The sequence below is a fragment of the Pantoea sp. Fr+CA_20 genome, from assembly GCF_024520835.1.
GTDB lineage: Bacteria > Pseudomonadota > Gammaproteobacteria > Enterobacterales > Enterobacteriaceae > Pantoea > Pantoea allii.
In genome coordinates, this window is the sequence record NZ_JALNPN010000031.1 from 1 (window position 1) to 26,387 (window position 26,387).

Annotated in this window: 34 protein-coding genes and 3 pseudogenes; 21 read left to right on the forward strand and 16 right to left on the reverse strand. The window is 53.6% G+C overall.

The window, feature by feature from the left end:
• The 4 genes and pseudogenes from NR177_RS22475 to NR177_RS22490 form a co-directional block, all read right to left on the reverse strand.
• Positions 1–246: pseudogene (locus tag NR177_RS22475) on the reverse strand (IS3 family transposase); the annotation flags it as partial.
• A 165-nt stretch (positions 247–411) separates the two neighbouring features.
• Entirely contained in the window at positions 412–1,560 is a 1,149-nt protein-coding gene (locus NR177_RS22480) for an HlyD family secretion protein (RefSeq protein WP_256853680.1), read from the reverse strand.
• Between the two features lie 91 nt (positions 1,561–1,651).
• The gene (locus NR177_RS22485) at positions 1,652–2,011 is read right to left on the reverse strand and encodes a hypothetical protein (protein WP_256853681.1); all 360 of its coding nucleotides are present in this window, start codon (positions 2,009–2,011) and stop codon (positions 1,652–1,654) included.
• A gap of 563 nt (positions 2,012–2,574) precedes the next feature.
• A pseudogene (locus tag NR177_RS22490) lies at positions 2,575–3,248 on the reverse strand (class I SAM-dependent methyltransferase).
• A gap of 295 nt (positions 3,249–3,543) precedes the next feature.
• Here NR177_RS22490 and NR177_RS22495 point away from each other — a divergent pair.
• The 3 genes from NR177_RS22495 to NR177_RS22505 all read left to right on the forward strand — a co-directional run bounded on the left by NR177_RS22495 (position 3,544) and on the right by NR177_RS22505 (position 5,163).
• The gene (locus NR177_RS22495) at positions 3,544–4,188 is read left to right on the forward strand and encodes a DNA methyltransferase (RefSeq protein WP_256853682.1); all 645 of its coding nucleotides are present in this window, start codon (positions 3,544–3,546) and stop codon (positions 4,186–4,188) included.
• Between the two features lie 35 nt (positions 4,189–4,223).
• Positions 4,224–4,379, forward strand: a complete 156-nt coding sequence (locus NR177_RS22500) for a hypothetical protein (protein ID WP_256853683.1) — start codon at positions 4,224–4,226, stop codon at positions 4,377–4,379.
• Between the two features lie 460 nt (positions 4,380–4,839).
• A complete protein-coding gene (locus tag NR177_RS22505) occupies positions 4,840–5,163 on the forward strand; it encodes an antirestriction protein (RefSeq protein WP_256853684.1) in 324 nt (107 codons plus the stop codon).
• Between the two features lie 204 nt (positions 5,164–5,367).
• Here the strand turns inward: NR177_RS22505 and NR177_RS22510 are convergent.
• Both NR177_RS22510 and NR177_RS22515 read right to left on the reverse strand, forming a co-directional pair.
• Positions 5,368–5,682 (reverse strand): annotated as a pseudogene (locus NR177_RS22510) (GNAT family N-acetyltransferase); the annotation flags it as partial.
• A gap of 12 nt (positions 5,683–5,694) precedes the next feature.
• Positions 5,695–5,859, reverse strand: a complete 165-nt coding sequence (locus NR177_RS22515; protein ID WP_256853685.1) for a hypothetical protein — start codon at positions 5,857–5,859, stop codon at positions 5,695–5,697.
• A gap of 446 nt (positions 5,860–6,305) precedes the next feature.
• Here NR177_RS22515 and NR177_RS22520 point away from each other — a divergent pair, with 446 nt between their 5' ends.
• Positions 6,306–7,958: a methyl-accepting chemotaxis protein gene (locus NR177_RS22520; RefSeq protein ID WP_256853686.1), complete on the forward strand. Its 1,653-nt coding sequence runs from the start codon at positions 6,306–6,308 to the stop codon at positions 7,956–7,958.
• Positions 7,959–8,095: 137 nt separating this feature from the next.
• Here the strand turns inward: NR177_RS22520 and NR177_RS22525 are convergent, their stop codons facing one another.
• The 8 genes from NR177_RS22525 to NR177_RS22560 all read right to left on the reverse strand — a co-directional run bounded on the left by NR177_RS22525 (position 8,096) and on the right by NR177_RS22560 (position 13,714).
• Positions 8,096–8,371, reverse strand: coding sequence for a hypothetical protein (locus NR177_RS22525; protein WP_256853687.1), 276 nt, complete (start codon positions 8,369–8,371; stop codon positions 8,096–8,098).
• A gap of 231 nt (positions 8,372–8,602) precedes the next feature.
• Positions 8,603–9,295 (reverse strand): DUF2268 domain-containing putative Zn-dependent protease, encoded by a 693-nt coding sequence (locus NR177_RS22530; protein WP_256853688.1) that lies wholly within the window; start codon positions 9,293–9,295, stop codon positions 8,603–8,605.
• A 126-nt stretch (positions 9,296–9,421) separates the two neighbouring features.
• Positions 9,422–9,937 (reverse strand): N-acetyltransferase, encoded by a 516-nt coding sequence (locus NR177_RS22535; RefSeq protein WP_256853689.1) that lies wholly within the window; start codon positions 9,935–9,937, stop codon positions 9,422–9,424.
• A 438-nt stretch (positions 9,938–10,375) separates the two neighbouring features.
• Positions 10,376–10,639, reverse strand: a complete 264-nt coding sequence (locus NR177_RS22540) for a hypothetical protein (RefSeq protein WP_174260965.1) — start codon at positions 10,637–10,639, stop codon at positions 10,376–10,378.
• Between the two features lie 278 nt (positions 10,640–10,917).
• Positions 10,918–12,498: an IS66 family transposase gene (locus NR177_RS22545; RefSeq protein WP_256853690.1), complete on the reverse strand. Its 1,581-nt coding sequence runs from the start codon at positions 12,496–12,498 to the stop codon at positions 10,918–10,920.
• A 19-nt stretch (positions 12,499–12,517) separates the two neighbouring features.
• Complete coding sequence (gene tnpB, locus NR177_RS22550; protein ID WP_063881273.1) at positions 12,518–12,865, reverse strand: IS66 family insertion sequence element accessory protein TnpB; 348 nt, start codon at positions 12,863–12,865, stop codon at positions 12,518–12,520.
• On the reverse strand, positions 12,862–13,464 hold the full coding sequence (gene tnpA, locus NR177_RS22555; RefSeq protein WP_256853691.1) for an IS66-like element accessory protein TnpA: 603 nt from the start codon (positions 13,462–13,464) through the stop codon (positions 12,862–12,864). The genes tnpB and tnpA overlap by 4 nt, the downstream gene beginning before the upstream one ends.
• Positions 13,400–13,714 carry a hypothetical protein gene (locus tag NR177_RS22560; protein WP_256853692.1) on the reverse strand — a complete coding sequence of 105 codons (315 nt, stop codon included), beginning with the start codon at positions 13,712–13,714 and terminating at the stop codon, positions 13,400–13,402. Before NR177_RS22560 ends, tnpA begins: the two co-directional genes overlap by 65 nt.
• On the opposite strand from NR177_RS22560, the gene NR177_RS22565 reads away from it, so the two are divergent.
• A complete protein-coding gene (locus NR177_RS22565; protein ID WP_256853693.1) occupies positions 13,713–14,135 on the forward strand; it encodes a DUF1380 family protein in 423 nt (140 codons plus the stop codon). The genes NR177_RS22560 and NR177_RS22565 overlap by 2 nt on opposite strands.
• 58 nt (positions 14,136–14,193) lie before the next feature.
• A complete protein-coding gene (locus NR177_RS22570) occupies positions 14,194–14,454 on the forward strand; it encodes a DUF1380 family protein (RefSeq protein WP_256853694.1) in 261 nt (86 codons plus the stop codon).
• Between the two features lie 140 nt (positions 14,455–14,594).
• On the opposite strand, the gene NR177_RS22575 is transcribed toward NR177_RS22570, so the two are convergent.
• On the reverse strand, positions 14,595–14,930 hold the full coding sequence (locus tag NR177_RS22575) for a nuclear transport factor 2 family protein (protein WP_256853695.1): 336 nt from the start codon (positions 14,928–14,930) through the stop codon (positions 14,595–14,597).
• Between the two features lie 753 nt (positions 14,931–15,683).
• Between NR177_RS22575 and NR177_RS22580 the strand changes: the two genes are divergently transcribed.
• From NR177_RS22580 to NR177_RS22610, 7 genes are all read left to right on the forward strand, one after another.
• Positions 15,684–16,004, forward strand: a complete 321-nt coding sequence (locus tag NR177_RS22580; RefSeq protein ID WP_256853696.1) for a hypothetical protein — start codon at positions 15,684–15,686, stop codon at positions 16,002–16,004.
• A gap of 73 nt (positions 16,005–16,077) precedes the next feature.
• Positions 16,078–16,284 carry a hypothetical protein gene (locus NR177_RS22585; RefSeq protein WP_256853697.1) on the forward strand — a complete coding sequence of 69 codons (207 nt, stop codon included), beginning with the start codon at positions 16,078–16,080 and terminating at the stop codon, positions 16,282–16,284.
• 249 nt (positions 16,285–16,533) lie between these two features.
• Entirely contained in the window at positions 16,534–16,806 is a 273-nt protein-coding gene (locus NR177_RS22590) for an antitoxin (protein WP_029571206.1), read from the forward strand.
• A complete protein-coding gene (locus NR177_RS22595; protein ID WP_164483429.1) occupies positions 16,806–17,171 on the forward strand; it encodes a type II toxin-antitoxin system PemK/MazF family toxin in 366 nt (121 codons plus the stop codon). Before NR177_RS22590 ends, NR177_RS22595 begins: the two co-directional genes overlap by 1 nt.
• A gap of 721 nt (positions 17,172–17,892) precedes the next feature.
• Entirely contained in the window at positions 17,893–18,156 is a 264-nt protein-coding gene (locus NR177_RS22600) for a hypothetical protein (RefSeq protein ID WP_256853698.1), read from the forward strand.
• Positions 18,157–18,253: 97 nt separating this feature from the next.
• A complete protein-coding gene (locus tag NR177_RS22605; RefSeq protein WP_256853699.1) occupies positions 18,254–18,502 on the forward strand; it encodes a hypothetical protein in 249 nt (82 codons plus the stop codon).
• A 67-nt stretch (positions 18,503–18,569) separates the two neighbouring features.
• A complete protein-coding gene (locus tag NR177_RS22610; protein ID WP_256853700.1) occupies positions 18,570–19,391 on the forward strand; it encodes a DUF932 domain-containing protein in 822 nt (273 codons plus the stop codon).
• A 55-nt stretch (positions 19,392–19,446) separates the two neighbouring features.
• On the opposite strand, the gene NR177_RS22615 is transcribed toward NR177_RS22610, so the two are convergent.
• A complete protein-coding gene (locus NR177_RS22615) occupies positions 19,447–19,767 on the reverse strand; it encodes a hypothetical protein (protein ID WP_256853701.1) in 321 nt (106 codons plus the stop codon).
• 241 nt (positions 19,768–20,008) lie between these two features.
• On the opposite strand from NR177_RS22615, the gene mobA reads away from it, so the two are divergent.
• The 8 genes from mobA to NR177_RS22655 all read left to right on the forward strand — a co-directional run bounded on the left by mobA (position 20,009) and on the right by NR177_RS22655 (position 26,230).
• Entirely contained in the window at positions 20,009–20,350 is a 342-nt protein-coding gene (mobA, locus tag NR177_RS22620; protein WP_164483424.1) for a plasmid mobilization protein MobA, read from the forward strand.
• Positions 20,350–22,311, forward strand: a complete 1,962-nt coding sequence (gene traI, locus NR177_RS22625) for a TraI/MobA(P) family conjugative relaxase (RefSeq protein ID WP_256853702.1) — start codon at positions 20,350–20,352, stop codon at positions 22,309–22,311. The genes mobA and traI overlap by 1 nt, the downstream gene beginning before the upstream one ends.
• Positions 22,312–22,892: 581 nt before the next feature.
• Positions 22,893–23,108 carry a TraY domain-containing protein gene (locus tag NR177_RS22630; RefSeq protein WP_128392605.1) on the forward strand — a complete coding sequence of 72 codons (216 nt, stop codon included), beginning with the start codon at positions 22,893–22,895 and terminating at the stop codon, positions 23,106–23,108.
• A gap of 407 nt (positions 23,109–23,515) precedes the next feature.
• A complete protein-coding gene (locus tag NR177_RS22635) occupies positions 23,516–23,941 on the forward strand; it encodes a hypothetical protein (protein WP_256853703.1) in 426 nt (141 codons plus the stop codon).
• Positions 23,942–23,963: 22 nt separating this feature from the next.
• Entirely contained in the window at positions 23,964–24,311 is a 348-nt protein-coding gene (locus NR177_RS22640) for a conjugal transfer protein (RefSeq protein WP_256853704.1), read from the forward strand.
• Between the two features lie 9 nt (positions 24,312–24,320).
• Positions 24,321–25,013, forward strand: a complete 693-nt coding sequence (locus NR177_RS22645; RefSeq protein WP_029571113.1) for a DotI/IcmL/TraM family protein — start codon at positions 24,321–24,323, stop codon at positions 25,011–25,013.
• Between the two features lie 93 nt (positions 25,014–25,106).
• Positions 25,107–25,580, forward strand: coding sequence for a macro domain-containing protein (locus NR177_RS22650; protein ID WP_256853705.1), 474 nt, complete (start codon positions 25,107–25,109; stop codon positions 25,578–25,580).
• Positions 25,577–26,230 carry a hypothetical protein gene (locus NR177_RS22655; protein WP_256853706.1) on the forward strand — a complete coding sequence of 218 codons (654 nt, stop codon included), beginning with the start codon at positions 25,577–25,579 and terminating at the stop codon, positions 26,228–26,230. The genes NR177_RS22650 and NR177_RS22655 overlap by 4 nt, the downstream gene beginning before the upstream one ends.
• The last annotated feature ends 157 nt before the right edge of the window (positions 26,231–26,387 follow it).

The window sequence follows — 26,387 nt, forward strand, 5'->3', positions numbered from 1 at the left end:
GCTGAGCGTCATAGCGGCAGGTCGACAGGGACAAACCTGTGAGTCTGCAGGCACGACGTTGCGACAGACCGGTCGCATCACACATCAACACCACGACTTCGCGCTTCTGGTCTGTCGTCAGTACTTTCGCCCAGGAGCCACCTGAAGCGCCTCCTTATCCAGCATGGCCCCGGCGAGCAGCTTCTTGAGTCTGGCGTTCTCTTCCTCAAGCGACTTCAGGCGCTTAACCTCAGGCACCTCCATGCCGCTGCAGCAGCCCCCTTATCATGGTATGAAGCGCTTCATTCATGGATTGCCCCCGTTGCGCTGTCGCGGATGTCATAAAGCGGTGACAGGATCCACTGATACAGTTTCCTTTCCTCAAGAAACAATGTTACAGAGGCCTTCATCCCGTTTTCAGCACGTATAGTTTTATTCTTGTAGGTAAAATGGTCGGAGGACGGGTTGACCAGGATTTTGTACCATGTCTGGGGACCACTGAGAGAATGGGGGGGGAGCGCCAGGGTAAGTTGACATTTCCTGCCAGGAAGCAGGTGAATGGGCCACGGATGCTATTTTACCCGGAAACTGGCCAAACTTCTCAGCGGGGAACGCATCATAGCGGATATTAACCGGTTCTCCTGCAGAGAGGTAAGGTATAGCTGAATCAGGCACCCAGAGCACCAGTGTCCGGTAATGCGCATCGCCGGGAATAATTTGGAGGAGACTGTCTCCGGACGCCACCATCTGGCCCGGAGTAACGCTCAGCGTATCAACAGTTCCGTCAACGGGGGACGTTATTATCTGGTCGCCGCCGACATCTGCATCCGTTAACTCACTTTCAAGCGCGCTTTTCTGAATCGCAATCTGATTGAGCTGATTGTCAAAGTCGGCCGCCTGGGTCTGAAGAGCGCTGCGCAGATTCATTACCTGTAGCGCATTTTGTTGATTCTGACTTTCAATCCCCAGCATGTCATTCTGCTGCTGGTAATAAAGAGCCGTCTGATTGATAAGCTGGTCGCGGTTTATCAGACCCTGATGCTGATATTGCCGGTAATTGTCCATATTCTCTTTCATCAGTTTCAGGCCTTCCCGCGCATGCGCAACGATTTCGGAAGACCGCTGGAGGGCCGACTCGTAACGGTTTTTTTCCTCTGCGAGCATCGAAAGCGTCAGAGCACGATTACGGGCTATATCAGCCGCAATCTGATTCAAAGTGGCTATGCGTTTTTGAATACTTTCATGATGTCGCTGGCTGACCACGCCCGAGGTGGTGGTCCGGCTCACGTCGATGCGGTAAAGCGGCTGTCCTTTCCTCACTTGTTCGCCCTGCTTTACCGCACGATTGATAATGAATCCCTGTTGAGGAGAAAAGACAGTCACGGCTCGGGGCGTTGAGACAATTTCGCCGGAAACACTGACTCTGCGGGTGTAGGAGCATGACGTGATGAGCACTAAAAATGCGGTAAAAAAAATTAAGGTGAAAGTAATAATGTAATGGCCACGATGACCGGAAATTAATACAGCTTTGCCCGACCAGTAATTGTTCCTGGCTTCAGTCACCTCCTTTCTGTAAAGCATTGAGAGCCAGCTCCATAAGCAAAGTTTTTTTCATTCCTGAAAATTCAGATACGGGCATGGAATAATAAGTCTCACATGCCCGGAAAATTGTTTACCAATGGCACTGTCCGTTAGCGCTGTTGGCGTTTGAATCCCCGCCAAGATTGCCGTTGTTGCCGCCGTTGTTGGCAGAGCCACTATTCCGGCAACCCACATACCCTCCGACAGCCCCTGAAACACCACCATAAACAGCCCCTTCAGCTGCCCCGGCACCTGCTCCTGCTACAACCCCTGCAGGACCGCCAGCAAGGCCCGTCACACCGCCACGGATAGCACCGGCGACAGCACCGCCCGTTGCACCGGTCACTCCCCCCTTAATCGCGGCGTTGGTGCAGTTCGGGCCTTCATAACCTGAGTTAGCATTACCGCCAGAAACATTATTTATTTCAATTTCAGTCAGTTCTCTAAGCATGTCATTTATCCTCTTTTGGAAACTATTTTTGTTACTACCACGTTCGAGATGATTACTGCTACAGCAACTGTTAACGAAATGGATAAAGAAGGATGTGAAACGTAGAAAGCACTTTTCGAAATGAATTTAACGATTACAGCGGTAATCGCGACACACAAAAACAAGGTAAGTATCTTCTCTTGAATAACTGATTTCATAATCAAGCCCTCATGCTTACATAAATAGTAATGACAATAAATGTATATAAAAAGAGCGTTACGTTGACAAAATGGCTACATTTTGAAAAAAAAATTCAAAATATTAACAATAGGTGCTCTGAAAGGTTATTTTGCAGGGCCTGTTTTAACTCCACCTCACTGCTGAGTAACTGAATTGTCAGGCAACCCAACCCTGCATATTCGGACGTTGTCGGGATGTTTTAGCTGCGATGATGACGGCAGAGGTATTAGGTGCGGCTCATAGTTACGAAAACTTCGATGGTCTATCCATGCCTGCTTTGCACTGTGAGTTTAACCGATGGGTGCAACACACTGCCCGGAGCGTTCTGCGGATGACACAGCACGTTACTGCTTCACCGAACAGACTATTGTGGCATGATCCCACCATTTATTTTTATTAACTCTGAACGCCTCCAAATTAAAATGCGCTTTTTGTACTTCATCAGTTAAATCCGTAAGCGGCATCAGGGTCCGCCAGGGACGGCCTTCTTTCAGTAAATGATGCCTGAGTGGATCATACACTTCAACATCTTCGGATTGACGGGGAGTTCCGCACATAGAATCGATTACAAATCGTCCCCCGGGTCGGAGCAATCTTCTTACCTCTGCAAAAAAAAAAGTTCGCGCGCGTCATCTATAAGGCAATGTAAACAACTGCCATCAATAATCAGCTCAAACATCGCGTCCCTGCATTGATGAATATTGCAGACATCGCCGACAATAAATCTTGCGGTGAGCCCGGCTTGCTGAAAACGATCTTCTGCCCACCTGATAGCCGTTTCTGACCAGTCAACTCCCCAGACAGAATACCCGAGCTCAGCAAGCGACTGCGCTGCCATTGCTCCATTCCCACACCCCATCTCAAGTACAGGTGTACCAGGGTGGGGTAAATACTGGTGTGTGTAAAGCCACCGAAATATTTTCTCCTGCTGTTTTTTGGCTCTGGGATAACCTTCTCCAGCCCAGGCCGCCGCGCCATTTGCCATGAGTTGCCTGTAATGTCTCTCATAGGGGTTCATGCCAGAAATACCTTTTCAATAATACTCACTCTACTTTATACGTCAGAGCCGTCTCTGAGGAATAGTGTCTGCATCGCTCACAAACAAACATTTTTAATGCAGCTGTGCATCTATCTCCCGTTCCGATTGACACCAAACACAACTGCTCACCCGTTCCCCGCCGTACGCGGGACATTCAGTCCGCTCCGGCGGCGCGTGCGGCTTCCGGTGTCGCCCCTGCCTGCTCCGCTTTTAGCCCGTCTTTGTGGTGGTCACGGCACCACAGGGGTGCCCCCTGAAACTGAGGAGCATAACTATGTCCCGATTCATGCGTGGCGACAGCGTACAGATCATGTCCGGCTTTCCGGATAACAGCATCGATTTCATTCTCACCGATCCGCCGTACCTCGTCGGCTTCAAGGACCGGTCCGGCCGTTCGATCGCCAACGACGTTAACGATGAGTGGGTGCTGCCGGCGAGCCAGCAAATGTTCCGCGTACTCAAAAACAACAGCCTGGCAGTGAGTTTTTACGGCTGGAACCGCGTGGACGTCTTCATGCAGGCCTGGAAGGCGGCGGGCTTCCGCGTTGTCGGGCACCTCGTTTTCACCAAAACCTACGCCTCGAAATCGGCGTTTGTCGGGTATCAGCATGAGAGCGCCTACCTGCTGGCCAAAGGGCGCCCGCCGCTGCCGGCAAACCCGCTGCCCGATGTGATGCCCTGGCAGTACACGGGCAACCGTCACCACCCGACGGAAAAGCCGGTAAGCGTGCTACAGCCGCTCATCGAAACCTTCACGAAGCCCGGCGACCTGGTATTAGACCCCTTTGCCGGCTCAGGCTCGACCTGCGTCGCCGCGGATCAGAGCGGGCGCCGCTGGATTGGCATTGAACTGCTTGAGCAGTACCACGCCGCCGGCCTGCGTCGTCTCGGCGAACTGCGCGCCGCACGGGCCGCCTGATTTATTCACCTTAACCAGACCAGAAGGACAGCACCATGACAGACCAGACCCTGAATACAGAACTCACTCAGCTCACCGATGACGTGAACGACCTGGAGGAATCGCTTTACGAGTTCCATCTGCGGCTGCGGGACATGGTAAAGCGAAACCTTTACCGGCGGGCCGGCCTGATGCGCAAGCACCTGAACTGATATACCGGAGTGGTCATTTTATGACCGCTCTTTTTTATGTCGCGGATACTGCCGCCGCTGCGCTTTTATCCACAGGGTTCCGGCCGGTTTATGCACCGGTCTGTGGACAACAGGCAATAAGGATGTTGCTGCGCGCCGCTTTATTCCGCCTGGCGGCGGGACAGGACAGAAACCCCGGTTCGTGCGGTCTGCGGCCGGTGCCGTGCCTTCACTTTAGCCCGACCGCTGCGTGATCAAGAGATCGCTTCGCTCGCCTCCTCCCCCGTTCGCACTCCCTCCGCCGCGCTTACTCCCGTCGCGCTTCCGCTCAATATTCGCGTCAGCGCCGTGCGTAATCACGGCTCCGCTCGCTTGCGCTGCGGCCTCGTCGTCGCTCCTGATCACTCCGCTTTTCGTCGGGCTGTCATTCAGGCACGGCACAGGCCGGAACTGTAATCCCCTTTGACTGCGGAGATATCTGATGAACACACAATTCCACGTTTACCCGCCAGCGTCTGTCCTGGCAGATTTTGTGAACCTGCGTTTTCTGCCTTCCCTGTTTGGCCACGACTACGCGCAGGCTGAAAACAACGTGTACCTCTATGCCAGCCGCTATCTGGCCAACTATGACGGCACGGTATGGGACTTCGTACAACTGCCAGGGGGCGGGGGCTATATGAAGCCCGAAGGGGAGGAACGATACATGTATTCAAACCCTTACCACTGGACGGAACTGGAAATCAGCGCCGACGCAGCGGGGATCATCATCACGGCGCTGGTACTTAACCACCGTAGCTGGCTGTAAGCGTCGCATATTGACCGTGTTGACACTCGCATGAAGGTGCATCAGCTCAGACTTTAGCTGATAGGTTTTGTTGATTTAGCACAATCAATTAGAGAGGGGCTGCTTTGAGCGAGAAGCGGAAGTCAATATGATGAAGAGCGGCAATTCTGCCAAATTGAAATAACATCCCGGCCATGTAGTGCCGCTTCTAAGCCGGGATAGGCTTTAGGGATGTGCGTTCTGCATAGCAAACGCAGCTAAACGCTGATGATCCAATCGAAAATACTGCTTTTCTTTGATGAAAGAAGCCCCAAGGGACAAGTAAAATTCGGCAGCTTTCGGGTTGGTGGTTTCAGCGGTCCAGTCAAATCGCGTGCAGCCATGTTCAACGGCGAAAGCTGCAATAAATCGCATAAGTGATTTACCGACTCCCTGACCTCTCACCGCCGCTGAAGTGAAAAGATCTTTCATATATGCCTGACCGGAGCACTTTGGAGCAGGAAACATCAGTGTGAACGTTGCAAATCCGACAAGGACTCCGTTTTTCCATGCTCACACGACACTTATTCCGGAATAGACGGAAAAAACCCTGTGGGTCAGATAAGAGAGCATTTCTTCATAGCTGGCCGCTTCACTCCCGAAATAATAGGAATCCATCTCGACAAAAATCTTTGCCAGATCGGGAATGTCAGAATCTCCACAGATCTCGATTCTCATACGTATCCTTTTACTGTATGCACGACACCCAAATTTAGCATAAGAATGCGGTCATGATGACCTGCTACCCGCTAATCAACTTAACATGAGGTTGGTAATGTCCGCTTCTGGCACAAAGCGGACATATTCGTCAGGGAAAATCCGCAAAAAGTGAAATGCGGGCATTACAGGCTTTTTCATGCCTGTAAGGATGAAAGCAGCACTTACTGCCCCACTATTCGATGCTCATGCCAGTTTAACCATGGCTCCGAAACAGCCATGCGCTCTCCCCGGCTTTCAGGTCTGGCACAGTCAGGATGAACATTATTTCAATGCTGCCGATAGTAATAATTCCGACTTAAAACAAAGCGGAAATTTATGACATCATTCTCCAGTACTGGAGAGCTTCTGTATCAGCGCTGACTACTCAATACATGAGTGCTGATACCTGACATCAGGGAACCTACATGAATAATATAAAAATAGGTATAAGGCTCAGTGCAGCCTTCGGCTTTATGGCATTGCTTGTCATTACCATGATGCTGATTGGCGTCTTTAAAGTTAACTCGCTTGGTAATGTAAATGATGAAATTTCAGGAAGCCTTTACAGTAAATCTTCCGCCTCCCAGTCTCTGCGCTATCTCACCTCAGATATGAGTCGCCTTGCACGCAATGCAATTCTTCTCAAGGATGAGTCTCAGAGAGATAAAGCCATCAGTGACTACCGCAGCGAAAGGCATGAGCTTGACGGCCTGCTCGAACTTCTCCGGAAACAGGTGCACTCACCCACAGGGCTGGAAATCTTTAAGCGTCTCACGAACCGGGCAGACCTCTTCCTGCCTTTCCTTGATGAAGTTGTGGCCCTCGCGAAAAACGGCAAGAGCGACGAAGCCACGAAGCTGCTTTTTGGTCCGCGCTATCAAAGCCAGGGTGAATTCATGGCTTCCCTGAAACAACTGCAGGACCATCAGGAAGCGCGGATGATTAACGCTGCTGCACAGGCGCGCGCAGACCGTTCATCAGCACTGATGATGCTCATTACCGCAGGTATTGTTGCAGTATTACTGGCCGGCATATCCGCACTTTTCATTACCCGAAGTATCACACTGCCACTTAGGGAGGCTGTTCAGGCTGCACGCCGCGTAGCCCTGGGTGACCTGAGTGGCGCAGTGCATGCTGGTCATAAAGATGAGACAGGGGTCCTGCTGTCAGCCATTCGTGACATGCAGGACTCGCTGATTAACACCGTCAGCCAGGTAAGAAGCAATGCGGAAAGTGTTGCATCGGCCAGCACCCAGATCGCACAGGGTAACGCCGACCTTTCTCAGCGGACTGAAGAGCAGGCCAGTGCGCTTGAACAGACAGCGGCAACCATGACGCAGCTGGGTATGACCGTTAAGAACAATGCGGAAAACGCCCGTCAGGCCGGGCAGCTGGCAGTGGGAGTACGCGATGTGGCGAATAAAGGCAGCGATGCTACCGGAGCCATTACCGGGACCATGAAGACCATCAGCGAAAGCTCCGGCCGTATTGCCGAAATCACTGCCGTTATTGACGGAATTGCATTCCAGACGAATATTCTTGCGCTCAACGCCGCAGTTGAAGCGGCCCGGGCTGGTGAACACGGCCGGGGCTTTGCCGTGGTGGCAAGTGAGGTGAGGTCTCTGGCACAGCGCAGTGCCACAGCTGCCGGTGAAATACGTCAGCTTATTGAGGCGAATGCGCACAGCGTAGAAGAGGGTAACAAACTGGTGCTACACGCTTCTGAAACAATGTCAGGCATCCTTTTAGCGGTCGGAAAGCTGGCTGATACCGTGGAGGAAATCAACTCTTCAAGCGCCGAACAGGCCCGCGGCATTGAACAGGTAGGCATTGCGGTAACGGAGATGGACAGCACCACGCAACAGAACGCCTCGCTCGTCGAGGAGTCGGCCTCAGCGGCAGCAAGCCTTAAAGATCAGGCCGGACGGCTTCTCCAGGCCGTATCAGTATTCAGTCTGGGTAGTCAGGTCATTACGTCTTCTGTTAATGCGGCCTCTGAACCCGTAAGACAGAAATTCAGTACGCCGGAAACAGGCACCGGCGTAACGAACAAGGACGAAGGCTGGACGCATTTCTGATCGGAGTACCGCGCTGCTGACTGGCGCGGTACGACATGAAAACCCTGCAGTAAGTCTCGTCAGCATTGGTTTATGAAACAAGTTTCTGGTCTTCAGGGGCAGTGTCCGCTTTGAGCGAAAAGCGGACTTAGTCAATGTCAGGGCTGTTTTTTTCGTAATAGAAAAACTGCGACTGCCGTCAAAATGCCTATCAACGGCATCGTGCCAGCACCTGCTAAAAAGTTACGCTGGTCTGTCCGATTATCTGTACGAATGTTAGTAAGACGCGTGAGTGCGTTTTTTTTTGTAGCCGCACTAATCTCTTCAAATTGCTTTTCATAGCCCTGATTAATTAATTTAAATGCCTGATCTTCCTCCGAACGTTCTAACGCAACTATCTGTTTACCTTTTTGATAGAAATGGTAGTCAGGCATCTGGTTGTCCTTACAGTGAAAATTGATGAGGTGCTTCAGCTCTCAAGTTTAGCAATCTATACAGAGACCATTTTTCTCTACGCAGATCAACACAAAATTTGTATTCGCAATGTCCGCTTCTGGCACGGAGCGGACCTTTGTGCCTCAACAGCCGCTATGAGCGAAAAGCGGACCAAGCGAGTTTCGCTTATGAGTTGAATAACAGCGTTAGAGAAATTAAAAGTATCTACTTCATATAAAAGCTTTTAACTCCTCAGCCTTTATGTTCGCCAGCATTGATGCTTTCAAATGTGGAGATGAAGCGAGATACCTGGATATCAGATTGAACCCTGCGGTATAACCCAGCCACCTTGGTAAATCTCCTGTTCCGAAAAACCAGGTATTATGGTCGTAATCAGTGTGATTCCAGTTTTCAAACACTAGTGGATAGTAGGGTTTAACAATATCGGACTTGAGGCTTTCCCAGGGCTCAGCTTCACCACCCAAAAGCTCAAGAGAAAAATGCCCGGCAAGTCCTTCAGAGACCAGTACTTCTCCCAGCGTTGAGCCGTATCCCGGTCCTGCCCACCTTGCAGCATGGTGAAGTTCATGAGCAAACATACGTTCAATAGAGTGCGCAACGTTTTTGCAAAATGCAGGGTTTTCAGGATCGACGGTTATATAGATAACTCCAGATTCAGGACAAAAACCGGCATGCCCTTTTTCAGGGATAACACACTTCCCAGCCTTAACTATGACATCAACTGAAGGAGTCGGCATCAGCCTTGTGACTTCTACAAAGGTATCTTTCAGGGTAGTTCGCAGCCATTCACAGTGAACAGTGAGTTTTTCCTGCGCATTCAGAATATGGATGGTTATTTGAGGCATATCACTCTTACCCAGAAACATTAGTATTGTGCGCATATTAACAGACATATAGGGCATGTAATGTTGCTGCTCAGCAGTGGCCGACCAATGATCACTAATGTCAGCTCCTGGCACAGAGCGAACACGGCATCAATATTACGCAGTTGCCTCTGCCTTGCTGGCAAGCCAAATCAGTGCGAGAGACTAACCGGTATAGCCTCCAGACGGTGCCAAACTGCCGGAAGCCAGTTTACTCAGGAGGTCACCATGGAGATAATAATTCACAATATCGCCATTTATTCTGCCCCCTAAAGATTGATAAAAACGGTTTGCTCCGGCGTTTGATTTCTCGGCATTCCAGCTAAGGCTACGACACTCATGCTCAAGAGCGAGTTTTGCCATAAAGCGCATTATGGATTCCCCAGTGCCTTTACCTCTCTCACTCCGTGAAACATGCAGCTCTTTGATGTGTAACTCTCCACTGTACCGGGGCGAAGGATAGAGAATGCTGCAACACGCCAGCCCAACGATATTTGCATCGCGGCGAGCCCTGAGCACCAGAGTACCGGAGAGCTGACTGAAGAGTCGATTGCGGAGATAATTCTTCAACAGTGTTTTCTGAATGATGCCCTTACCATAGTAGTGCTCTTCCATCTCGGTAAAAATTTTCACCATGGATTCCCATTCATCTGGCGGACACATTTCTACCGTTACTTCCATGTTTACTCCCTATAAATGACAAAAACGCCATAGCTGAGCCGGGGTTTAGCACAACTACAGTCCACAACCATTCCGCCGGTTTCTGAGTAAGTATCCCCGACACATCAGAAGCGTCGTTTCGATTGTGTCTGAAAGAGAACGATCCGGTCAATCCTGCGCTGGTCTGATGTTGGCACGTTCAATTAAACAATTTAGATATGTCTGCTATGAGCGAGGAACGGACGTTCGAAGCTATTCAACAGTACATGAAGAATCTGCTAATGAAGCCGCGTATTAATTTACAGATAGCAGACCACTTTTATGTTGCATAAGGAAAGCGTTGAAACGTTATTATGCAATAGTTTTGCTGAATCTAAAGACGATAGCTGATTATAAATGTAGGGGGCATTTAACTGCGTATTCGTAAACCGCCTTAAGGCGGTTTACGCTGTTATGTGATCAGTGTTTCGTGGCTGACAGGAAGAAAACCTTCTTTTTACTCTGAGTAATGTTATCGGGTGAATCATGATTACCTGTAAAGGTATTTAACATACTCACTGCAGCAAGTATTGCCTGACGCCTGTGGGCGTCTTCTTCAGCCTGTAGAAAATGTTGCAGGCGTGTTGCCAGTGATTCGTTGCTGACTGGTGCATCCTCCCTGATAAGTGACATCAGGGCTTCGCCTGTGACAGTATTCGTAACCTTCTCGATATCTCTCAACATATTATTCTCCTTACTACCTGGCTGTAAAAGATCCGCATTGCGGAAAATGATGCTGGTGCTTCATGGCTGTAGCCTGTTTTGTCTGTTTTTTGATTATAGCGACAGGTCCGGTTGAATATATAAAAACAGAATTATCCTGAAATGTTTAAGGAATGAGATTTACAGTTCTGCTGGCTCCTGACCTGCTCCCTGTTATCAACACTAAGTGCTGTTAGATACTCCCGCTTCTGGCACAGAGCAGCCTGTCAGATTAAATTCAGCTCTGTGCCATAACCGGGTCAGGTCAAAACAGCGGAGGTAAGATCGGCCTTCCACGGCAGCAGATCGCGCAGCCGGTTCACTGGCCAGTCCTGAATGTGGCTGAGCACGTAGCGCCGCCACGCCTCCGAATCCACGTCGTTCAGCCGGCAGGTTCCGATCAGTGAGTACAGAACAGCAGCACGTTCTCCGCCCCTGTCTGAACCGGCAAACAGCCAGTTCTTCCGGCCCAGGGCAACGCCCCGCAATGCGTTTTCCGCGATATTATTGTCCATTTCCGCCCATCCGTTACGGCAGTAAAGGTTCAGCGCGTCCCACTGCTTCAGCAGGTACGTGAATGCCTTTGCCGTGTCGGAGTGGCGCGACAGTATTGTCATCTGTTGTTGCACCCAGTCGTACAGCGACTGCATCAGCGGAATGCTTCTGGCTTTTCTGGCTGCCAGCCGCTCGTCTGCCGGACTGCCGCGTATCTCTGCTTCGATGGCATACAGCTCACCGATGCGCCGGAGCGCTTCGGTGGTGATGCCGGTCGGCGTGCGGACATGGACGTCGTGGATTTTTCGCCGGGCATGCGCCATACAGGCCGCTTCCGTGATACGGCCGTCTTCGTAAAGTGCATTATAGCCACTGTATGCATCCGCCTGCAGGATGCCGCTGTACCCGGCAAGATGCTGTTGTGGATGGATACTTTTCCGGTCCGGTGAGTATGCAAACCATGTCGCCGGCGGCAGATGCGACCCGGCGTTGCGGTCATCCCGCACGTACACCCACAGACGGGCAGTGCGCGTTTTGCCGCTGCCAGGCTCCTGTACCGGGACCGGGATATCGTCGGTGTGCACCTTACCCGGCATCAGTACGTACTGGCGCAGCAGGTCATACAGCGGCTCCAGCAGTTCGCTGACCGCGCCGGACCAGCGCCCCAGCGTGGCACGGCTCAGCTCCACGCCCTGGCGGCTGTATATCTCCGACTGTCGGTAGTGAGGCGTGTGTTCGGCGAACTTCGCCGTGACAATGCGCGCCAGCAGGCCGGGGCCGGCGTAGCTGCGCTCTATGGGTTTTGACGGCATGGGGGCCTGAACGATGTGGTCGCACCTGCGGCAGGCCAGCTTCGGCCGCTGCGTTTCGATAACCCTGAAGGCACTGCTGATGAGCTCCAGCTGTTCCGACACGTCGCAGCCCAGCGCGCTGAGCTCTCCGCCGCACGCCGGACAGGTGGTTTCTTCCGGAGTCAGCGTGCGGGTTTCACGGGGAAGCGAGGCCGGTAAAGGTTTGCGGGCGGAAGTCTGGCGCAGCGGCTGCGGGAGTGCCGGGTCATGCTGCTCACCCAGGACCTCCGCCATTTCCTCCTGCAGGGCGCTGATGCGATCCTCAGTCTCGCGCACCTGACGTGCCGTTTTCTCACGCAGCTTTTCGGAGCTTTTGCCGAACTGCATGCGCTGCAGTTTCGCAACCAGCGCCTTCAGGCGGCTGATTTCGCTGGCGTAGGCCGCCACCCGCTGTGACAGGAGGCGGTTGTATTCGGCCATCTGCTCAAGGCTTCGCTGCTGCGTGTCCAGCAGCGCCCTGAGCCGGGCGTTTTCTGCAGAGAGTGAGCGTTCCATGCATTCACATTACGCCGGTTCAGATGCGCAGGCCAGGAGGATTTATCCGCTGCGGATGCTTCCAGTTGATACCTTCCAGCAGCATCGCCAGCTGGGCCTGCGTGAGGTGCACCCTGCCGTCCCGGTTCACCGGCCAGACAAAGCGCCCCCGCTCCAGGCGCTTGGTGAACAGGCACAGGCCGTCCGCATCGGCCCAGAGGATTTTCACCATATCGCCGCGCCTGCCCCTGAAGATAAACAGATGGCCGCCAAACGGGTCTGCCCGCAGCGTGTTCTGCACCTTCGCCGCCAGCCCGTTGAAGCTGCAGCGCATGTCTGTCACGCCGGCAACCAGCCAGATGCGCGCGCCTGACGGAAAGCTAATCATACCTCACTCTCACGGAGCTCACTGACCAGCGCCCGCAGCAACTCCGGTGTCACGGGGCCGGTCAGGCTCAGGGTGTCGCCGGGCAGCGTCAGCTTACAGCTGATAACGGGGGGCGAATCCGGAACCCCACTGCTCTGCCTGACCGGAACGGGAAAAGGCTCAACCATGACGGGTATCATCCCGGCGCGCGTGGCGGGGTCCAGCAGGCCCTGACGGTGCAGGTTGCGCCAGTTAAACACCAGGTTATCGTTGCCCCCGTGCTCCCGGGCCAGCTGTGCCACACAGGCGTCCGGCTGCAGGCTCAGCTCCGCCATGCGGATTTTGAACTCCAGCGGCCAGTCCGGGCGCCGCTTTTTTACGGGCAGATTCGTTTCCAGATTGAAAGCGTAAAGCTCCTCATCAAGCCGTTCCGGCGTGTAGTCTTCGGGCAGCGGCCAGTTAATACCCGTACGGCGAAAACGCTTGAACATTTTATGCGTAGCGGAAGTGCTGATGTTCAGTTGCTCAGCGATTTCACGGTAGGTCAGGGCGTCGTTAAACCGCAGGCTGAGTGCTGTAGTGATCCAGGGTCTGCTGATGTAAGGCGTGTTTCTGTCCACGGTAGTGTCCATGTTCGTGAAAGTGTCCATGGTAGGAAACACGGGCAGAAATGGAAGACGGTGTGGATGTGACGCTTACAGCTGGCTCTACGACCGTCACGACGATGAGGAACTGTGTGCGCATTTCTGCCAGCGCCACCGCCAGCTGATGGAGTTTGTGAAAACCCATCCCGAAGCCGCCGCCATTTTCTGCGCCCTGAACTGATAACCCACGGGGCGGCGGGGCCGCCCCTACAGAGGAAAACACCATGTACGGAACCGTTAACGAAATCTGTGAGCGACTGCGCCAGCGCTACAAATCCGACGAACTCATGACGCTGATTATCTGGACAAAAGAGGACGTGCTCAGCGTACTCGATAACGTACGGATCACCGACGAAACCGCCGACGAGATTTTGCAGCAAATCGACGGACTCGATTCCCAGCATGAATACGGCGTGAGCCTGGAAACGCTCCAGGCGGTACTGGATAACATCCGAGAGGAAGAGAGGCATGCCCGCGAAGCGACGGTGCCCGCCGCCGCGCTCGAAATTGCGCTCAGGGTGGCGTGGGATTTTATGCGCCTTGAGGACGCACAGAGCGGCGAGGGGGCGGCCGCGCGGCTTTATCAGGACGAAACACAGGCGCTTTTACGTGTCAGCGCCGCGCTGAGAGCGCAGACAGACGAATAACCATCCAGTGACAGACAGCGCGGGGGCGGCGCAGCCGCCCCCGATAAGGAGCCAAAAAATGTACGGAACCGTCAGCCAGCTTTGCCACCGCCTGAAAACCCAATTTCAGGGCGAGGAAAAAATCACGCTGATTATCTGGCGTAAAGACGACGTGCTGAAGGTACTCAGCGAGGAGCACATCACGGAGGAAACCGCCGCCGAAATTGTGTGCGACATCGCCACATGGGACAGGGATGCACAGCACGAAACCGGCGGAGATGATGATCCGCGTGCCATTGAAGAAGCGCTCAGTCGTGCCTGGCAGGGCATTAATCCGTAAACGCGGGGAGCAGGGCAGGGAAGCCCGCCGCCCTTTCCGGCCTGGGCGAAAAACCGGCCGCCTGCGGCGGCAGAACGGCAGAGGACGCGCCTGGCGGCGCGCTTCCTGCCGTTCTGCTGATTACGGCAGCGTGCCCGGATTCAGGGGAAATAGAACCAGGCCGTTGAGATGAGGCAATCGTTAATTTCAAAAACGGCAATGCTTTCAAGCGGAGAGGGTGACAGGCCGTGAATAAATTCATGATCGAACACTTTATTCCCCAGCTCCGTTCTTGAAATCAGTTCCGCTCTGAGTGCGGGATTGTTAAAACGGTTGCTGATGTAGAAATCACGCAGCGCCGGTTTTCCCTGTGTTGAGGGCGTTTCAGCAGGCATACGGTAGCCCTTAAAATCATCTGCAAAGCAGGCGATGAAAGCGTCGATATCATGCGCATTGTACGCCTCAAACTGAGCAGCAACGGGACGGGTGACTGACATGCTGAATCTCTCTCATGTGAATTTATATGCTTTTTATTGGCATTAATATTCATTAGCGAGGGCGGTTTAACAACACTTTTTTCAGTCTGCCGCAGTTTAAAAGCAAAAGGTCCTTTACCCCGGGCGTCCGGGCGGCTGTCATGCTCCGCACAGAGCCGGCAGGCCGTCTCTGCCCGGCCCCGTTCCGGGGCAGCGGGTTTCCATCCTGACGCAACGGCTGCAACCGGCTGTCGCCGGTGCTTTCACCGCCCCGGCAAAATACCGCCAGGGCTCTTATGAGCAGAGCCCTGCCGCTGCGTTTCTCCGCGCGGCCGGCACTGCGGTGCTGTCCGCCTCATTCCCTCTTTCATCATGCCGGTTTACGCCCACACCGGGGCTGATACAGCCACGGTCCGCCTTGCCGTCCAGGATGGAATAAACAGCGTGGACATTTTTTCATGAAGCCGGAAAAAATGTCCCGCTGTCCTGGTCGGTCTGCGTTGGACCGCGCCAGTTAACGCCCCTGCGGCGTGGGATCTCAACCGGGTGATGAAACACCACAGGAAACCACAGCCGTTCAGCTCACAGGTCAACACCGCGGCGGAGAAACTCACCGGGTGATGATTTTTAAAAGCCTAAAAGGGGATATGCCATGTCAGTACACGAAACTATGCCGGAAACCACCACGAAAGCCACTTATAACCGCAAAGTCATTATCTGATAAAACGGGGCCGGACACGTCCGGCCCGTTCTGACACGAATGAGGTACGTTACATGCATAGTTTTTCATTACCTGAATGCCACACGCTCAGAGCGGCTGAAACCCTCAACGTTGCCGATTTATCCTGCCTGGCAGAACAGGTGACGGATCGCCTGCCGTTTGATGCTGATAATGCCAGCCGTGCAGGCGCAGCCGCTGCCGCTCTGACCGCCTTCGCCCGCTATACCGGACTGAATACCGACGGCGAATCTGCCGAAACCGTTATTGTCGATTTCCTCACTGACCTGATGCATTTATGCAGTGAAACCGGCATGCCGCTCTGCGAAATGCTCCTTTCGGCCAGTCGTCACTGGCAGGTTGAACAGGACGCGTAGCGCACCAGTCTGCGCGGGCCATGTAACAGCACGACAGCTACAGCGTTAATATTGCTTTCGGAGAAAGGCGATCATGAACACATCACTGAGCTACACAGAACAGAAAAAGAAAGAAATGATGGCGAGTCTCTGTTTCCTGCGCGAACTTGTGAGCCAGCCGGATGAGGAGAATCGTGAGGAACTGATGCTGGGTACGCTGTTGCACTTAGCCGGTGAGATCACAGGAACCGTGACTGACTGGACACTGGCCCGGCCCAGGCTGCCCCTTTCTTCCGTCTAGGCGTGGGCAGAGGCGCTCAGGCTGGTGCGAGCAGAGCCTGATGGCCTCGGTGATTATCTCTGCCGGTCGGCAAAAAAGGAACTCAAAACGATGCTTCAGTCTGATTCCTAGAAGGGAAATGTGTGCATCATCTGAATACTTACGCGTTATATCTGAACGAAAACAGGAGATTTAATCGCCGATAAAGTGTGACTTTGTTTCACACTGTGCTATCATAAGTGTGACAAAGTTACACACACCGGAGGGCGTATGACAGTAACAAAACTGAGGCAGCAGGGCGGGGCGGTTGTGCTGACCATTCCAAGCGACATTGCAGCCAGAGCAGGCTGGAGCGTTGGCACACTGCTGGACGTTACCGCAGACGGGGATGCCGTGAGTATTCGTCCGTCAGGTCGTGTTGCCCGTGGCCGTAAGACGGTGGCACAGCTACTGGCAGGGATTGACCAGGATGAAATCCGACAGTTCAACGACGAAATCAGCGACGGCGCGAATGACAGACCACAGGGAAGGGAGTTTATCTGATGGTATCGCGCAGAATCCCGCAGAAAGGTGAAATCTGGCACGTTAACGGCGATCCGGTTGAGGGAAAGGAGTTTAAAGGGCCGCACTATTACCTTGTGATTTCTCCCAGGGAGCTTGTTGCGGCGCTGGGAACGGCGGTATGTGTACCGATAACGAGTGGCGGTGGGGCCGCGCGTTCGCAGTCCGTGACGGTCTGGTTAGACGGAGACAGCACCGAATCGGGTAAGGTGACGGGCGTTGCACTTTGCTATCAGTTACGTTCGCTCGACCTGGCTGCCCGTAAGGCCACTTACAGCACAAAGGTGGCTCCCCACATCATGGACGAGATCCTGTCGATGGTCGTGGATTTAATCGACCCGCGCTGAAAGGGGCGGTTTCACTTTCTGCATTCTGCGCGGCGCAGCTCCGCAACAAAAAACGCAAGGGCCGGACAGCGCCGGTGCTGCCGCACCGGCCTTATCCGTTTTTGTGCACATCAAAGCAATCCGTTTCCTGGTATCCGTGTTCCTTCTGACTTTCCTTTTCTGTTCCTTTTTCAAAAGCCACTTCACGGGCAGGGCCATGGCCCCCTTCGGCTCCTGCCCTGGCGGGCAGTCGTCAGCCTCACTCCGCTAAGGCGGCAGAGCCGCCTAGCTCCGCCGAACCCGCGGGCGGGTTCGTGTAGAGTCTGATGGCGAAGGTCAACGTCAACGGCTGCTGACGGCTGGCGCCGTCGCTTTAACCGCCCCGGCAAAAAGCCGCCGTGGCTCTGTGGCCAGCCCGCGGTTGCGGGCTGCAAATTCCCCTTCTGACGTCTTTCCCGCTGTTCCGCTCATGCCTTGCGCGGAGGGCTTGTCGTAGCACCGCCGGTTCGTGCAGAAAGGGGTGAAATGTACGCCGCCAAAAACTTTTCGCCAGGGGCCGCAAAAACTTTTTGTCGTCGCCCCTTTATGCCCTCTCTTCGTCGTTGCAACTCTGCCCTTCGCCGCGAAAGGCCAGACCGGAAAAGAAAAAATCCGCGTCAGAGGAAGTCTTTTTAGGCATCCGCATCCCTCCGGTCACACCGCAGCGCGCTGCATAAACCGGATCTCACAGCATGAGGATTTCATGATGAAAAACGTATCAGCCTCCAGCATCCAGGACACGCAGGATTTGTCCCTCGATGCCTTTATGGACCTGTGTGACTACGTATGGACGCACGGCGAATTCCTGGGGCCGTCTGGTCTTGCGAGTAACGATTTTAACGGGCTGGAGGTGATTGATGAGCCGACAGAAGAACCGGACGCGCTGAAAGTTTACATGCGCGACGGCTGGCCGGTTGCCGTTTACGAGTTTGATATCGGTTACACCGTGATCCGCCGCCCGTCCTGACGGGCAGAAAGGAAAAAGGGCGGAAATTCCGCCCGTTTACCCCGGACGACACGACCAAATGACCGTCCGGAGCGTCAACAGCAATAAGGAGTAAATCATGAAAACTGCTGACCGCAGCATCATCACACCCTCTGCCGGGTATGTAAAGCCCGGGGGTAAATCATCTCATACCCGCCATCGTCACACCGATCCGGATGTGCGTGAGATTCCAGATGAAATTCGGGCACGTGTCCGTCACGTGGCGCACTGCGTCCGCAAGCGCAGAGCCGTTCGTGTCCCAGCCATGAGCAGCAGTGAATGGGGCCAGTTTCTCCGTTCGCTGGAGATCCATCGTGCTGTTGCCTGACTGATTGCCTGCCGCCCCGAGACAGGGCGGCATTACCCGATAATCTCAAATCCGGAGTGTGACAATTATGGCCCGTTTATTTAATGGTTTTCGTTCTGCAAACAGCATTCGCCGCGACCGCCCACTGACTGATGATGAGCTTCGCCAGTTTGTTCCCAGCGTGTTTTCTGAAGATAAACATGATTCACGCAGTGACCGCTACACCTATATCCCTACAAGCCATATTCTGACGCGCCTGCGTAAAGAAGGTTTTGAACCGTTCTATGCCTGCCAGCAGCGCGTGCGCGATCAGGGGCGCGTCGGTCATGCAAAACACCTGCTGCGCCTGCGTCGTCGTGATCAGATTATTGCCTCAGAAGTCTCGGAAATTATTTTGCTAAACAGCCATGACGGCAGCAGCAGCTACCAGATGATCCCCGGACAGTTTCGCAGCATCTGTTCCAACGGTATGGTGTGCGGAGAAGTGTATGGCGAAATCCGTGTGCCGCATAAAGGCGACATTATCAGTCAGGTGGTTGAGGGGGCTTATGACATTCTTAAACGCTTTGAGGCGATTGAACATTCACGCGATGAAATGAAGCTTATCCAGCTTGATCATCGTGAACAGGTTGCCTTTGCTGAAACGGCGCTGGAGTTTCGCTATGATGGCCAGCATATTCCGGTCACTGCTGATTCAGTTTTGCAGGCGCGCCGAAAGGCAGACAATCCGAATGACCTCTGGACTGTTTATCAGCGTACCCAGGAGAACATCATTCGTGGTGGATTACGTGGCCGGGCCGTGAAGGGATCAGTGACAAAAACCAGAGCGATAAACGGCATTGACGGCGACATAAAAAACAACCGTTTTCTTTGGTCCCTTGCCGAAAAAATGAAAGAACTTAAATCCTGATTTGTGGAACGGAGGCACTGAAAACCCCCGTTTTTTTTCGGACTTTATCACTTCGCTACCGCGTCACGCCCTCATTACCCGCACCCGTTACCGTACTTTTTACCTTTCTGTCACGTGCCTGTTTTTTTCCTTTCCCGTTGTCTTTCATAACATCGGAAATCGCCCTTTCACTGAAACCAAACTGCATTTCATCCAGTGCCAACTTGATGTCTTTTGCGTTGTAGCCTTTTTCTTTCGCCAGCATCAGAATGGTGCCACGGAGACTTTCCAGCACTTCATTTCTGGTAATACGTTTTGGTGACAAATCTGGCAGATTTTCCAGCCTGGATTTTGCCTCATCAATCTGCTCTTGTGTGAAAAACTGCTGTGTAGCCATAACACCCTCCAGTGGAAACATCAAAAAAGATGATTCTGCCCCGTAATGATGGAAATTTCCAGATCCCACCTCCCATGACGCCAATTTACTTCTGGCGATTAAAGTACCAAAATACAGAAATGAGATTTAAAGAAGGGACAGGAAATGTTTTGTGACCACCGCCAGCACGCTGGCAGTGATTCCCAAAACGACCTGCTCAGGGCTCCGCCCCGAGACCCGGGTTAAGTGCCAAGGTTGAGTTATGTCGAAAAGTGAAAAGCGTCAGAGGGAAAAGCTGGTTAAATGTCGTTGCACAGATGCTGAATACGAGGCCATCAACAGGAAGGCCATTGCAGCAGGGCTTACGACATCTGAATACCTGCGCCGATCCGCGCTCAACCGCCGCATTACCGTTCGAACCGACATTCGTATGATGAACGAACTGCTACGCCTCGGCGGTCTGCAGAAGCATCTTTACACCCAGATGCAAACGAACATGACGACCGAACTGAGCCTTCAGTTTTCTGAAGTGCTGACCAGTATCAGGGACGCCATAAACGCGCTGGATATGACGCCGGTCCCTGTCGAGGAAATGAAAGACTGATGAACGTTATCATCCCGCCGAAGCGCCGCGACAAGAAGACCAGCTTTAAGAAGCTGGTTGACTACGTGAGCACGCGTGAGGAAAAAAAACCAACGGAAGCCGCAACGCGTGAAGTGGTTCATGATGCCAGTACTGAGTACGTTTCTACGCCGGGTTTCGGTCAGCTGGTCGACTACGTCGGTCGCAAAAGTGTTGCTGCAGCTCCACAGATTATCAGCATTTCACCAGAGGGCACTCAGCGCGTACTCTCTGGTGAAGTGCTGTGTGAAACAAACTGCTTCTCGCTCGACACTGCCGCGTCAGAGATGAATCTGACAGCGTCACAGAACCGTCACTGCAAAGACGCGGTCTATCACTTTATTCTCTCCTGGCAGGATGATGAAGACCCATCGCCTGACGCCGTGTTCAGTTCCGTGCGCTATTGTCTTAAACAGCTTGGCATGGAAGAACATCAGTATGTTGCTGCTATTCATCGCGACACTGATAACCTGCACTGCCATGTCTCAGCCAACCGTGTACACCCCAACACGTTTACTGCGCAGAACATGTGGAACGATGCCGACACGCTGCAAAAGTGCTGCCGCGTGCTTGAGCGTGATTTTGGTTTCAAAGTTGATAACGGCAGCTGGCATATGGATGAGACTGGTGAGCTTCACCGCACCCGTCGCGAGATGCCTTCAGCTCCGCGTGGTGCTGCAAAGCGCGAAATCTTTTCAGACAAAGAAAGCCTGCATGGCTATGCCGTACGTGAAACCCGTCAGCCTTTGTCTGTCGCAGTTGCGCAGGACACACTGAGCTGGGACCGCCTGCATAATATTCTCTATTCCAGGGGGCTGGGCCTGCGGGAGCAGAACGGCGGGCTGGCGGTTTATGATCTGCTTCATCCTGAAAGCGTCAGCGTGAAGGCATCCGATGTGCATCCGGATATCAGCATGACGGCGATGGTCAGAAAGCACGGTGAATTTCAGCCTGCGCCGCCAGTCAGCAATCCGGAACGTCCCGAGGACGGTATTCTTCATATGCAAACCTGCTACATGCCGCAGCTGCATGTGCGCGATCAGGAAGCGCGTCGCGAACGACGTGAAGCCCGTGCTGTCGCACGTGACATCCTCCGCGCACGCTATGAAGCATACCGCATCGGATGGGAGAAGCCGGACCTGCGCGCGGGCGAACGTTTCCGTCAGATTTCGGCGCACTGCGTGGCAGTTAAAGCCAGCGTACGAAATACCGTCAGGGATCCGCTGATGCGTAAACTGATGTACCGTGTTGCTGAGTTCGAAAAGATGAAGGCGATGGCTGAACTTCGCCTGCAGCTGCGTGAGGAGCGTCAGGCACTCGGCGAAACCGGGGCGAACAGACCGCTGAGCTGGAAGTCATGGGTTGAGCGCGAAGCGATAAAAGGCGATGCGGCGGCGCTCAGTCAGATGCGCGGCTGGGCCTATCGCGAGATACGCGCTGCCCGTAAGCAGGGAAGTGCGTGGCCAGAACCGAATGCCGTTATTCATTTCGGCCCGGGTGACAATGTGCCTTCGTTTAAGTCCAGCGAACATGAAACGCGAGTACTGCGAGACGGTACAGTCAGCTATCTGCGCGACGGCAGGCCAGCCGTAACCGACTTTGGTGACAGGGTCGAGATTTATCCTGCGCCTGACAGCAAGTCTGACCGCTTTAACAATGATCTTGCTGCAGAGCTTACAGCCTGGCGTAGCGGAGAGAGCACTTCGCTGACGGGTGAGCAGAAAGCTGTGAACCGCGTGTTGTATTCCGGCGTGGTGAGAAACATCACTAAACGTGACGGCCGAGAATTTAAAGTCAGTGATCCCAAGCTGATGGCCAGCGTTCATGCCACGCAAGACAGTCTGCGAAATCAGAATGTGCAGCCGGAACTGAAACAGGCCGAGCCGCAATTTAAAGACGATGAAAACGTGCGCATTTCAAACAGAGATTTACAGCGTCCATAAGGGGGGCAGCAGAGAAAATTAAATAATTGATAAACAGAATTATTTAGCGCTGATTGCACAGGGTTCGAGGCCTGTACAACCAGCTAACCTTAACAACCTGCGTTGGAGGCTGCTATGGCTGCCGAGGATCATAGTCAATTTTCACATCTGAGCAAGTTTTTTCCCGAACTGACTGAAATACAGTCAGCACATGTCTGTATGCTCGTAATATCATCATGGTCAGCTGAGGAAATAGCGCAATACCGTGATATCACAGTTGACACCGTAAAAGACTCACTAGTCGCAGCTCAAAAACGTCTCAGGGCAGATAATATGAAAATACTCCGGGGTATAGTAATGCTCAGGATTTTGGCGAGTATTTCGTTTTTTATATATGGAAATAATTTGCCTTAAAGCAGGGTAAGGTGGAGAAACAGAATTTTTTTAAGTTCGAAAGAATTTTTTTAATAATGCTTTTTCTTACTTTACAATAACTTAAATAACTACCCCCCTTTTTAGGGGGGGGTTTCTTTTTAGGACCAATCTTATTTAATGTTTCCATTGCTTACACAATCTATACATTCAGTAACGGAAGAACACAGATGCCTGCACACGCTAACAAAGAAAAGGGAATGAAAGTCCTGCTGCGCCTTTCCCCGGAGACAACCGCTATTCTGTGCCAGGCCGCAGACCGTTCCGGTCGCAGTAATACAAAAGAAGCGCTTGTGCGCCTTGAAGACCACCTTAAATCTTTTACTGACCTCGCCACACCAGGGCGCCGGTTCAACGCTGACAGCAGCGAAACCATTATTAAATAAACTTCCAGCCGGTACGTATTATTTCCGGCCTCCTTTTTTGACTGAATATATGCGCGCATGCGCAGGGCATCGTTTTGCCTGGAATATCATCCGCTCTTTAACAATGTGCCCGCTTTTATATTCCCGACCTCATGGTCCTCTCTTGCCGGCATGCTGTACCGGTGCGCGGAAGATGTCCGGAGGCTACGTCATGGCCTGCACTACGTCGGGAAAACAGTAAAGCTGCAGAGAAACGAATTTACAGCATTACTGGCGGGCACCGCGCAAAGTCGGAACAGTGAAGCGTAACCGTTATACCCCTACGTACAAATTCGATGTATCCAGTTCGACCGGTGCAGTTTTACTGCATCAGGCCCCGGCGCGTTCCGCCGGGCACAACCTGTATCTGGAGAAGATTAGCCCTGCACTTGTGTGCGGTCGTGAACGGGCATCCTGACCTGGTGCTGGTACAGGGCGACGGTGATTATCTGCAGGGGGTGGTGCGCCAGAACGGGGTCTATCAGCATGTGCTGGTCAGTCTGCCGGGAAGTGCGGAGGCGCCGCCGATGGTGGTGAACCTGCTGACGCCGGAAGGCGCCAAGCCCGTCGGAAGCGGAAACGGCGTAAACATCGTTGGCGGTCAGCCGGTTACGCGTGATCAGATAGCATGGCGCCTCACTGGCGACGCGCAGCCACGTGTGGCTAAGCTCGACGCGCCTGCAGACGTACCCGCCGCGCTGCACGCCCGCCTTGGGTATGACGAGCGCTATAAAGCAGAATCCGGCTGGGTAAAGGAGCAGCCGGCAGCAGCACCACAGGCAGCACCGGTCACGCCGCCGCGGCCGGCGCAGTAATCGAACCCTCCGGAGACATCACATGAAAAAGTATATTTCGACCGCCCTTGTGGCGGTCTTTTTGTGCACCGCGTTTACGGCCAGTGCGGCCACCTGCCGGGCCGGCAGCGCCGCGCAGACCGGCAGCGAAGCGGGCTACAAAGCTGCTAAAAAAGCGAACGATGCATGGGCTGCCCGCGAAAGCCAGACCTCAGATCAGCTGCAGAGCTGCCTGTCCGGCATCCGCAACATTTCCATCAGCCTGCCGAACCTGCCGAGCCTGCAGGACATCATGAACAAGGCGTCAGAGAAGGTCTGCGGTGCGCTGAGCGACAAAATCAACAGCAACCTGCCGACCAACATTGACCCGTGGCAGTCCTGGGGAATGTAAGGAGAACCCATGCAAAACCCTGAAACGGCCGTACCTGCGGCGTCCACGGCAGGCGCTATCTCCGATCCGGCAGCGTATGAACATGCGGTGCAGGCGCAGCACGCGCGGTCGCTGGGTGCGGAGTTCGCGCGTAGCTGCCTGAAGAAGCTGGGCTGGAGCCTTTTAGTCAACGTGATTTTAAGCGTTGCCTGTTGCGTGCTCATTTACCTCTACGTAACCAAGCCGCAGGATTACTTCGCCACGGAGGGCGGGCGCATCACGCCCGTTTATGCGACGGACAAGCCGGTCTGGAGCGAAAGCGACGTGCGTCAGTTCGGCGCGGACACCATCAGTCAGGCCTTCACGCTCGACTTCGTGCACTACCGCGACCAGATAACGGCGGCGTCCAAAGACTTTTCCGAGGAAGGCTTTGCCGGTTACAACAAGGCGCTGGTCACCGGCTCTAACATCCTGTCGCTCATCAAGGACAAGCGGATGAACCTGACCAATACCGTGGAGCCGGGCGTCATTACCCGCCGGGGCGTCATCGGCGGACGCTATACGTGGGAATTCCAGTACCCCGTGACGATACGCCTCCAGGGTCAGAACAGCAGCACTCCGCCGCTGCGGTATATTTTCACGCTGCGCATCCAGCAGACGGACACGCGCCTTAAACCGCGCGGCCTTGAAGTCACGCAGACCATCACCAACAACGCAGGATAAGGAAAGGCTACGCCGTTCGCCATCCAGTCGTAATTATTACTATCTACTGACACCTTTCCTCATCTGTCTGTTGCCTTCTTAAGGAAACTTATCATGCGTATTGTCACCGGCGATCTCCTTGCGCAGGAAGTCGCCTGTATCGTAAACCCCTGGAATGTGAACATCATTCCACGCTGGCTGTTCCTGCCTGCCGGCGTTTCTGGCCAGCTCAAAAAGAAAGCCGGGCCGGAACCGTTCAGAGAACTTGCACGTTTTGGCTGGCTCAGCCCGGGCAGCGCAGTACTGACGGGGGGCGGACTGCTTAAAAAGCCTGTTATACATGTGGCCGGACTTAACCTGTTCTGGCGCAGCTCAGAATCCATTGTCTTCCGCTGTACCCGGTCCGCGCTGACGCTTGCCGGCGAAAAAGGGCTGCGCTCTGTCGCGCTGCCGCTCATCGGCGCGGGAACCGGCGGGCTGAGCGAAGCACAGAGCCGGCTGGCCATCGAAACCGCCGTTAATATGAGCCACTACAGAGGTGAAGTCCGCCTCATCATCCGGCCGGAAAGTCACAGGATGTATTTATGACGCAGCCCTCTGAAAAGACGTCCGGCGACAGTATATATGTTCATCTGTGGCGGCTTGCGAGAATGGAGGGCGACCTGATGGTGATTGCCGCTGAGCAGCGCATCACAGGGCAGGTGGATGACCTCCACCTGCACCAGATGTCGAATATTGCCTGGTCATTTGCGCAGGAGGGGTACACAGATCCGCAGGGGTTCTGCGTCAGCGTGGCGGGCCTGGCTCACGCCGTTGAACAGCTGGCCCTTGAGATATCTACATACGAATGGTCCTGGTGGATAAAGGCCTACCAGGAGGACGAAGAAGAAAGACGGCTTGCCGCAGAAGAAGATGAACTCAGGCGCGAGCACATCAGCCACTGCAGCGAGAACGGCACTGAATACCAGAGCCTGCCATATCGTAGCTATTCTATGGATGGCATCGTTTACCTTCCGGTCATTGCTCCTGAAACCGGTAATTTCGAAGTGGTGTGTCGCGGCGATGAATGTGCAATTGCCATTGTACCGCTGTGGACCGACGCCGTTGCCATCGCCCGCTATGCGGTGTCTCACAATGGCGGTTACGGCAGTGTCATTGTCCGCAGCACTGACAAAAGCATCACTCACGCCGACTTCAAAACGTGGTTTCTGGACTGTACCGGAAACCGCCCATCTTAGTCAGAAATAACTTAATAAAAAAATACTCTCTGCGTCAGGGTAAATATACCGATTCAATACCGTTAAACATAATGGCGCTTTAACGCATTTTGTAGTTTGTTGCTGGGCAGCTCCTGCTGATAGCGTCTAAATGGAACATCCTTACCACTGGAAATGT